Annotated in this window: 1 protein-coding gene; it reads left to right on the top strand. The window is 54.5% G+C overall.

The window, feature by feature from the left end; translation table 11 throughout:
* Positions 1–149: 149 nt before the first annotated feature.
* Positions 150–1,229, top strand: coding sequence for an IS5 family transposase (locus B7449_RS12400; RefSeq protein WP_007400698.1), 1,080 nt, complete (start codon positions 150–152; stop codon positions 1,227–1,229).
* Positions 1,230–1,405 lie beyond the last annotated feature (176 nt).

The following is a 1,405-nucleotide window of genomic DNA, read 5'->3' on the forward strand; positions in this document are numbered from 1 at the left end:
TGGAGGCGTGGATTGGGAATGTCATTGATCCGTGCCAGGACATCGGCGAGCCATGCCTGGGGATCGACATGGAGGGTTCTAAAAACCCCCTGGTTTTGAGGTCTTCTGTATGATTCTATTTCTTCTGCGTTGATTGAGGGAATGGCGATATGAAGCAGCCTGGTTTTTTTGATGTTGAAGAGCGGCTTTCCCGGTTGAGCGGGCTTGGCGATCAGCTCGAAGCGTTTTCCCGGACTGTGGATTTTGAAGCGTTCCGTCCTGATCTGGACAAGGCCCTGGCGTATTCCGATGGAAGCAAGGGCGGACGACCGCCATTTGATCCTGTGCTGATGTTCAAGATCCTGGTGATCCAGACGCTCAACAATTTGTCTGATGAGCGGACGGAATATCTGATCAACGATCGCCTCTCCTTTATGCGTTTCCTTGGGCTGGGACTTTCAGATCGGGTGCCGGATGCCAAAACGGTCTGGCTGTTTCGCGAGCGTCTGACCCAGGCGGGTGCGATCGATGGGCTGTTCAACCGCTTTGATGCGACCCTGCGTAACGCCGGGTATTTGCCGATGTCAGGCCAGATCCTGGATGCCACGCTGGTAGCGGCTCCGAAGCAGCGGAACACCAATGCAGAGAAAGCGGATCTGCGAGCAGGCCGTATTCCTGAAGACTGGCAGGACAAACCCGCAAAGCTGTCGCACAAGGATCGTCATGCGCGCTGGACACTGAAGTTCACGAAGGCGAAGCGGCAGGATGATGGAACCATGCCATCCAGCGATCTCGCCATCCCGTTCTTTGGCTATAAATCGCATGTTTCCATCGATCGGAAATACCGGTTCATCCGCAAATGGAAAACAACGCATGCCGCTGCCAGTGATGGCGCGCGATTGAGAGAGGGGCTTCTGGATAAAACCAATACGGCCTCAAGTGTCTGGGCCGACACGGCCTATCGCTCAAAAGCCAACGAAGACTTCATGGAAAAGCAGGGCTTTGTCTCCAAGGTTCATCGCAAAAAGCCGCATCTCAAGCCTATGCCCCGGCATATCCAGAAATCAAATGCTGGAAAGTCGGTCATCCGCTCGCGTGTCGAGCATGTCTTTGCCGATCAGAAGTCACAGACGGGGCTGTTTGTCCGGACTGTCGGTATCAGTCGAGCCACCATGAGGATCGGGCTCGCCAATATCGTCTACAATATGCGCCGCCTCCTCTTCCTCGAAAGATTGAACGCGAGCGCATAGCCATCCAGCGAGAGACAACTCCCAATCTGCTCAAAACGCAGACTGGACGCCATCGCAAAAACCGTCAATCAAATCGCCAAAACCCAGAAATTACCGGCCAAGCACATCAATCAAGGGTTCTTCGATCCCTCCACCTTCAACGCCAGCCCGGGCATCCCCAGGCGCATATCGGTTAC

The sequence above is a fragment of the Komagataeibacter intermedius TF2 genome (assembly GCF_000964425.1).
In the GTDB taxonomy this organism is placed as follows: Bacteria; Pseudomonadota; Alphaproteobacteria; order Acetobacterales; family Acetobacteraceae; genus Komagataeibacter; species Komagataeibacter intermedius.

Bases quoted from the DNA above. Each gene is read 5' to 3' on its own strand.
- B7449_RS12400 (WP_007400698.1), top strand. From the start codon at position 150: ATGAAGCAGCCTGGTTTTTTTGATGTTGAAGAGCGGCTTTCCCGGTTG.